The sequence below is a fragment of the Sphingomonas aestuarii genome, from assembly GCF_054457155.1.
Genome location: NZ_JBTKVV010000002.1, coordinates 558,408 through 565,902, shown reverse-complemented (window position 1 = coordinate 565,902; position 7,495 = coordinate 558,408). Strand labels below are relative to the sequence as shown.

Annotated in this window: 5 protein-coding genes; all 5 read right to left on the bottom strand. The window is 64.7% G+C overall.

Going from position 1 to position 7,495, the window contains the following annotated elements; translation table 11 throughout:
* Positions 1-50: 50 nt before the first annotated feature.
* The 5 genes from ACX0GZ_RS05870 to lepA all read right to left on the bottom strand — a co-directional run bounded on the left by ACX0GZ_RS05870 (position 51) and on the right by lepA (position 7,383).
* Positions 51-1,082, bottom strand: a complete 1,032-nt coding sequence (locus ACX0GZ_RS05870; protein WP_458814309.1) for an ABC transporter ATP-binding protein — start codon at positions 1,080-1,082, stop codon at positions 51-53.
* Between the two features lie 125 nt (positions 1,083-1,207).
* Positions 1,208-2,797, bottom strand: coding sequence for an ABC transporter permease (locus ACX0GZ_RS05865; protein ID WP_458814307.1), 1,590 nt, complete (start codon positions 2,795-2,797; stop codon positions 1,208-1,210).
* 192 nt (positions 2,798-2,989) lie between these two features.
* Positions 2,990-4,054: an extracellular solute-binding protein gene (locus tag ACX0GZ_RS05860; protein WP_458814305.1), complete on the bottom strand. Its 1,065-nt coding sequence runs from the start codon at positions 4,052-4,054 to the stop codon at positions 2,990-2,992.
* A 246-nt stretch (positions 4,055-4,300) separates the two neighbouring features.
* Positions 4,301-5,371 carry a type I restriction endonuclease gene (locus ACX0GZ_RS05855; protein ID WP_458814303.1) on the bottom strand — a complete coding sequence of 357 codons (1,071 nt, stop codon included), beginning with the start codon at positions 5,369-5,371 and terminating at the stop codon, positions 4,301-4,303.
* Positions 5,372-5,586: 215 nt separating this feature from the next.
* Positions 5,587-7,383, bottom strand: a complete 1,797-nt coding sequence (gene lepA, locus ACX0GZ_RS05850) for a translation elongation factor 4 (protein ID WP_458814301.1) — start codon at positions 7,381-7,383, stop codon at positions 5,587-5,589.
* Positions 7,384-7,495: the final 112 nt, after the last annotated feature.

Sequence of the window (7,495 nt, the reverse complement as noted above, 5' to 3'; positions counted from 1 at the left end):
CTTCCAGACATTCCGCTTTGTCCGCACCCGTCCATCAAATCGCCGTTGGACTAGACGAGCCGAACGTCATCCGACGACACAGCAAGCGGCACCGTGCCGCGACCCAAGATCGGGCGGGTGGTGAGATGCGCGAGAATCGGGGTATCGCCGACCGTGCCCGACACCTCGTACCGATCGCCGAGATAGGCGATTTCGGTGACCGACAGATCGAACCCTTCCCCCTCCCCAGCGATCGCGAAAGCCTCCGGGCGGGCGATCAGCGTCGCGGGGCCGTCGGAGTGGCCCGGCGCGGGCGTCACGCCGATCGCGGTGGTGATCCGGCCGTCCTTCACCATCCCCGGCAACGCGTTGACGGGTCCGAGCAGGCGGGCGGCGGCGGCGCTGGTGGGTTCGGTATAGCATTGCTCCGGCGTGCCGGTTTGCAGCACGCGCCCCTCGGCCATCAGGACGATGCGGTCGCCGACGCGCATCGCTTCTTCCGCATCATGGGTGACGATCAGCACCGCCGCGCCGCTTGCGCGCAACTGGCCCAGGATCGCGATCTGAATGTCGCGGCGCAGCGCGCCGTCGAGGCCCGAGAAGGGCTCGTCCATCAGCACCACGGCGGGCTCGCGGGCAACCGCGCGGGCGATGGCGACGCGCTGCTGCTCGCCCCCCGACAGGCTGTGCGGATAGGCGCGAGCGAGGTGCGCGATCTGAAACCGGTCGAGCAACGCGGCGACCCGCTCGACCCGCTCGGCCTTGTTCAGATGCGCCAGGCCGAAACCGACATTCCTGGTGACGTCGAGATGCGGAAACAGCGCATAGTCCTGAAACACCAGCCCGATGCCGCGTTTCTCGGGCGGCAGGTGCGTGGCGGCGTCGGCGAACACCGCATCGCCCCCCGCGATCCGCCCGCGATCGGCACGCTCCAGCCCGGCGATCAGGCGAAGCAAGGTGGACTTGCCGCACCCCGACCGCCCGAGCAGGCACGTCACCTGCCCCGCGACCAGATCGAAACCGGCGCCATCCACCGCCTGCACCGATCCATAGGATTTGGCGACATCGGCGACGGACAAGGCAGGTGCAGGCATGGTGTGCATAGTGCCCCCTACCCGTTCGTTTCGAGCGAAGTCGAGAAACGTGAGCCAAGCGTGCGCGAGCGTTTCTCGACTTCGCTCGAAACGAACGGATGGGGTGGGGGTGGGATTGTCCTCACACCTCTCGCCTAGCCAACCGGGCGCACCGCGGCAATGCGCCGCGACAGCCAGATCACCGGCCCCAGCGCGAGCGCCACCACGATCAGCGACGGCAACCCCGCCTGCCCCAGCCGCTCGTCCAGCGCGTAATTGTTGGCGATCACCGCCAGCGTGTCGAAGTTGAAGGGGCGCAGAATGAGCGTCGCGGGCAATTCCTTGACGATGTCGATGAAGACGAGGAGCGCCGCGGTCAGCACCGCCCCGCGCGCCAGCGGCAGGTCGACGGCGACCGCGCCGCCGACCGGCCCCTTGCCCAGCATCCGCGCAGCGTGGCGGGTGGACGGCGCGATCCGCTCCAGTCCCGCCTCAATCGGCTCCAGCGCCGCCGCCATCAGCCGCGCGGCATAGGCGAGCAGCAGCAGCGCCACGCCGATCACCAGCCCCGACGACATAATCCCCGCGTTCCACAGGAGGGAGGCCGGAACCAACAGCCCGATCGCCATCACCGCTCCGGGCGTCGCGTAGCCAAGGCTGGCCAGGCGCAACAGCGTCGGGCGTCCCCTGCCCCCCACCGCCAGCAGCGTTGCGAGGAGGACGGTGAGTGCAGCGCCGCTCAGCCCCAGCGCGAGGCTGCGGGTCGCGGCGGCGGTCAGACGGGAGAGGTCGGGTGTTTGTGCGAGCGCAAGATGCGCCAGCCACGCGGCGGGGAGCAGCAGGCCGAGGATCACGGGAAGCGCGCACGCCGTGGTGGCGAGCGCCGCGCGGGTGCCCGTCAGTCGCGTGACGGTCAGCGGACGGAGACGCCCTTTGCCCCCTTCATGAACCTTGCCACGCCGCGCCGAACGCTCGACCCACAGCAGTAAGAACGCCGCCGCCATCAGCGGCAAGGCCAGCGTCGCCGCACTCGCGGTCGATCCGAACACCGACCAGGCGCGCACGACGCCGGTGGTCAGCGTCTGCACGCTCAGATACCGCACCGCCCCGAAATCGGCGAGCGTCTCCATCACTGCCAGCGCCACCCCAGCCGCCAGCGCTGGCCGCGCGACGGGGATCGCGACGGCGGCCAGCGCCCGCCACCGCGATGCGCCCAGCGTGCGGCTGGCGTCCATCAAATCCGCCGACTGCATCAGAAACGCCGCGCGCATCGCGAGATAGACATAAGGATAGAATGCAAGGCTGAGCACGAACGCCGCTCCGGGGATCGAGCGGATCGACCACATCGGGTTGATCCCGAACTCCTCGCGCAACCACATGCGCAACGCCCCGCCCACATCGAGCATGTCGGCATAGGCATAGGCGAGCGCGAACCCCGGCACCGCCAGCGGCAGCACCAATGCCCAGGTCAGGACGCGCCGGCCCGGAAAGTCGTGCATCACGGTCAGCCAGGCGGTTGCCGTGCCGATGATGGCGACCAGCACGCCGACGACGACCGCGAGGACGGCGGAGGTTCCGGCATAACGCCACAATTCATGGCCCGCGATGCCGGCACGCTCGGCTCCAAGGGCGGCGTAGAGCACCCCGAGCAGCGGCGCCGCGGCCAGCAACGCCGCCACCAGCGCCGCCCAGCCGAGCGGGTTGGTCGGGAGCCATCCCCTTGGCGTTACGCCAGCTTGCGACAATCCAACCTCCGTTCGTTTCGAGCCCTTCGGCTGTCTGCCAAGGCAGGCGCTCAGGACAGGCTTCGAGCCTTTGGCTCGAAGTCGAGAAACGCATTACAAGCGTTTCGTCAACGTTTCTCGACTTCGCTCGAAACGAACGGATTTAGGAAGTTCGATGAAAATGGGGGCACCGAAGGATGCCCCCAACCCCAATCAGCGCCAGCCCGCAGCGCTCATGATCTTTTGCGCTTCCGCCTGTCGCCGCGCGAAGTTGGCGACCGGCATCGGGTGCGGCTGGAACCCGGTATAGCTCGCGACCGGCGGCGGCGCGGTCACGGTCGGGCTGGCGGGATATTCGTTGTTGTTGGCCGAGATATATTCCTGCGTCGTGGACTCGGTGAAGAATTCAAGTAGGCGGATCGCATTGTCGTGATTGGGCGCGTTCGCCGCCACGCCGCCGCCCGAAATGTTCACATGGCTGCCCTGCCCGTCGAGCGAGGGGAAACCGAGCTGGACCTTCTCCGTCATTGCGCGGTCGGCGGCATCCTCGCCACTCGCCATGCGGATATAATAATAGCTGTTGGTCAGCGCGATTTCGCAGACGCCCGCATTGACCGCGCGGATCTGGTCGCGGTCGCCGCCTTCGGGCGGACGCGCCATGTTGGCGACGATGCCGTTGGCCCAGGTCTGGGTCTTCTCCGGCCCCCACGCCTCGATCAGCGCGCCGACCAGCGACAGATTGTAGATATTGTCGGCGGAACGCACGCATAGCCGGTTGCGGAAGCGGGGGCTGGCGAGCTGTTCGTAGGTCTCGACCTCGTCCTCGCGCACGCGGTTGCTGTCATAGGCGACGACGCGCGCGCGGCGCATGAAGCCCGCCCACAGCCCCGAAGGCTCGCGCAGGTTCGCCGGGATGCGCTGCTCGATCGTCTCCGACCGCACCGGCTGGAACAACCCGGCCTGCTCGGCCCGGTGCAGCGCGCCTGCGTCCGCCGTGATGAACAGGTCGGCGGGGCTCTGCGCGCCTTCGCTGCGCATCCGCGCGATCAGCTCGTCGGCATTGCCCTCAATCACGTTGATGCGAATGCCGGTTTCCTGCGTGAACCGCTCGTACAGCGCATTGTCGCTGTCATAATGCCGCGCGCTGTAGAGGTTCACGACCTGCTCACCCGCCGCGGCGTTGCTACCGTTCGCGGCCTCGTCGCCGGAGGAACAGGCGGCGAGTGCGATGCCCGAGACAAGGGCAAGCAGAAGCGAGCGGGATACAGCGAAGGTCATTAGGGGGAGGCTCCGGATTGATCGGTCGTTGGGAGCCGGTCTAGCGATGTTGCGAATGGTTCGCAATGCGTGATTGTGATAGGTGATGCCGTCACCCCGGCCGCAGTGCCGGGGCCCACCGCGCCGCACTGTTTTTGCTTACCGATTTGGCGCTGTGGAAGCCGCATAGTGGACCCCGGCACTGCGGCCGGGGTGACGAGAGTAATTCCCCAGCGAACGCTTTCAGGTTCGCCTCGTCTTTGCCGCCTATTTTGGGATCGTGTCATCCAACTCGCGCAACCGTGCTTCGATCTCCGGCGCGTGCTGATAGATCGCGGTCAATTCGGAAATAAGCTGGCGCGTCTCATCCTTCCCCGCGAACGTGCCGAGATATTTGGTGGTGAGACCGTTGAAGTGCAGGCGCGCGATCGTTTTCCGATTATTATCGTCGAGCAGGATCGCGCAATAGGATTTAGCATCGCGGATGACGATGCGTTTCGGATCGACAAATTTCGATGCGATTGCCTGAACGATATGGAAGCCCGAAATTTCTTCCGGGGTCGTCACGACGCCGTCGTCGTTTGCTTCGTCGATATTGGGCAGTTCTTCGACCGGACCGGGTGACGCTGCGTTCAGCGCGGTGGACAGTCGTTCGTTGACCAGATCGCGCACGACTGCCGAAATCGTGTTCACCAACATCTTTCCAAAACTGTCGCGAACGGCGGCGGTAATTCGCCCGTCATGCACGCGTCGCGCCATCAGATCGACGAATCCCTCCGACGGCTCGGCAAATTCCTTTTCCAGTTCCTTGCGGAGCAGCGATTGGATTTTAAGGTTCCCGGCCTCCTGAACGATCTTGTCGATGTCGAACGAGGCCTTTGCGAATTTCTCCAGCGTTTTCACATCAGCCGGTTTGATCGCGTCCATCGAGAAGGTGAAGAATGGCCGTTCATCCATGATGTTCGGCCTCTCCACATCGGAGAAGAACTGGTAATCGACGCCATTGGTCAGTAGCGCCAAGCGCGCTTCTGTAGCCGTGAAATACCGGAATAGCTGCCCGGCGTGCTTTACGTTGAGGTCGGCGGATGCGGGCTTGCACTCGATCAGCACATCGACCTTACCGCCTTTGCAGATGGCGTAATCGACCTTCTCGCCTTTCTTGGTGCCGACATCGGCAGTAAATTCGGGGACGACCTCGCCGGGGTTAAACACGTCATAACCCAACGCCTGGAGGAACGGCATCACAAGGGCAGTTTTGGCGGCTTCTTCGGTTAGAAGAACCTCACGATGTTCGAGCGTTCGCTTTTGAAGTTCTGCAAGCTTCGTCGCCAAGTCCATGATTGCCCCCCAAATTCAGATTGGAGGAACGTGCCCGCGAACGATTTTCCAATCAAGTCCGCTGATTACGACGGCTTGCTAGGACCTGAAACGATCGGTATGGGCCAGCGCCGACACGGGGCAAGCCCGTGCCGTCGGTCGGTTCGGCTGACTGCGTAGGTCAGCCGACCGACGGCCGGCGACGCCGCATGTCGTCGGCTAAGCTGCGCTTAGCCTCAGGCGTCGTCGCCCATCCTGAGCGCCGCGATGAACGCCTCCTGCGGGATGCTCACGCTCCCATATTCGCGCATCTTCGCCTTGCCCTTCTTCTGCTTGTCGAGCAGCTTGCGTTTGCGGCTGGCGTCGCCGCCATAGCATTTGGCGGTCACGTCCTTGCGCATTGCGCTGATCGTTTCGCGCGCGATCACTTTGCCGCCGATCGCGGCCTGGATCGGGATCTTGAAAAGATGGCGCGGGATCAGTTCCTTCAGCCGCTCGCACATCCCGCGACCGCGCGTCTCGGCGGTGCCGCGGTGGACGATCATCGACAGCGCATCGACCGGCTCCTCGTTGACCAGAATGCTCATCTTGACCAGGTCTCCGGGGCGATAGCCGATCTGGTGATAGTCGAAGCTGGCATAGCCCTTCGACAGCGATTTCAGCCGGTCGTAGAAATCGAACACCACTTCGTTGAGCGGCAGCTCATAGGTCGCCTGCGCACGGCCGCCGACATAGGTCAGGTTCTTCTGGATGCCGCGTCGGTCCTGACACAGCTTCAGGATGCTGCCGAGATATTCGTCGGGAACGTAGATCGTCGCCTCGATCCACGGTTCGCGGATTTCGGCGATCCTGTTCGGTTCGGGCATGTCGGCGGGGTTGTGCAGCTCGATCTGCCCGCCGTCATGCGTCAGCTCGATCTCATAGACCACCGACGGCGCGGTGGTGATGAGGTCGAGGTCGTATTCGCGCGTCAGCCGCTCCTGGATGATCTCCAGATGCAGCAGCCCCAAGAACCCGCAGCGGAAGCCGAAGCCCAAAGCCGCGCTGGTTTCCATCTCGAAACTGAACGACGCATCGTTCAGCCGCAACCGGCTGATCGATTCGCGCAGCTTTTCGAAGTCGTTGGCGTCGACCGGAAACAGGCCGCAGAACACCACCGGCTGGACTTCCTTGAACCCGGTCAGCGCCTCCGCCGCAGGGCGCTTGGCATCGGTCAGCGTGTCACCGACGCGTGCCTGCGCCACGTCCTTGATCTGCGCGGTGATGAAGCCGACCTCGCCGGGGCCGAGGTCGCTCAGCTGCTCGATCTTGGGGCGGAAACAGCCCACCCGGTCGATCAGGTGGGTGGTCCCGGCCTGCATGAACTTGATCTGCTGGCCCTTGCGGATCGTCCCGTCCATCACGCGCACCAGGATGACGACGCCCAGATAGGGGTCGTACCAGCTGTCGACTAGCATCGCCTTCAGCGGCGCGTCCGCATCGCCCGTGGGTGCAGGGATGCGCTCGACCACCGCGTCGAGGATTTCGTCGATGCCGATCCCCGATTTGGCGCTGGCGAGCACCGCGCCCGATGCGTCGAGGCCGATCACGTCCTCGATCTCGGCGCGGACCTTTTCGGGTTCGGCGGCGGGCAGGTCGATCTTGTTGATGACCGGCACGATTTCATGGTCGTATTCGATCGACTGATAGACGTTGGCGAGCGTCTGCGCCTCGACGCCTTGCGCCGCGTCCACCACCAGCAGCGCGCCTTCGCACGCAGCCAGGCTGCGGCTGACTTCATAGGCGAAGTCGACATGGCCCGGCGTGTCCATCAGGTTCAGGACATGGCCCTTCCACTCCAGCCGCACGGTCTGCGCCTTGATGGTGATGCCGCGTTCCTTCTCGATGTCCATATTGTCGAGCACCTGCGCCGACATCTCGCGCTCGGTCAGCCCGCCGGTGCGCTGGATCAGCCGGTCGGCGAGCGTCGATTTTCCGTGGTCGATATGCGCAATGATCGAAAAATTGCGGATCTTGGATTGTTCGGTGGCCATATGCGCCGCGCGTTAGCACCGCGCGGGGAAATTGCGAAGGGGGATGCGCGGGCGCAATCGTTCGGACATGAAGATGCTGATCGGACTGGCGGCGCTGGCCGCGATGCTTGCC

What these genes read in the sequence shown, in the direction of transcription:
- ACX0GZ_RS05870 (WP_458814309.1), bottom strand. Translation starts at nt 1,082, where the DNA reads ATGCACACCATGCCTGCACCTGCCTTGTCCGTCGCCGATGTCGCCAAA.
- ACX0GZ_RS05860 (WP_458814305.1), bottom strand. Translation starts at nt 4,054, where the DNA reads ATGACCTTCGCTGTATCCCGCTCGCTTCTGCTTGCCCTTGTCTCGGGC.
- ACX0GZ_RS05855 (WP_458814303.1), bottom strand. Translation starts at nt 5,371, where the DNA reads ATGGACTTGGCGACGAAGCTTGCAGAACTTCAAAAGCGAACGCTCGAA.
- lepA (WP_458814301.1), bottom strand. Translation starts at nt 7,383, where the DNA reads ATGGCCACCGAACAATCCAAGATCCGCAATTTTTCGATCATTGCGCAT.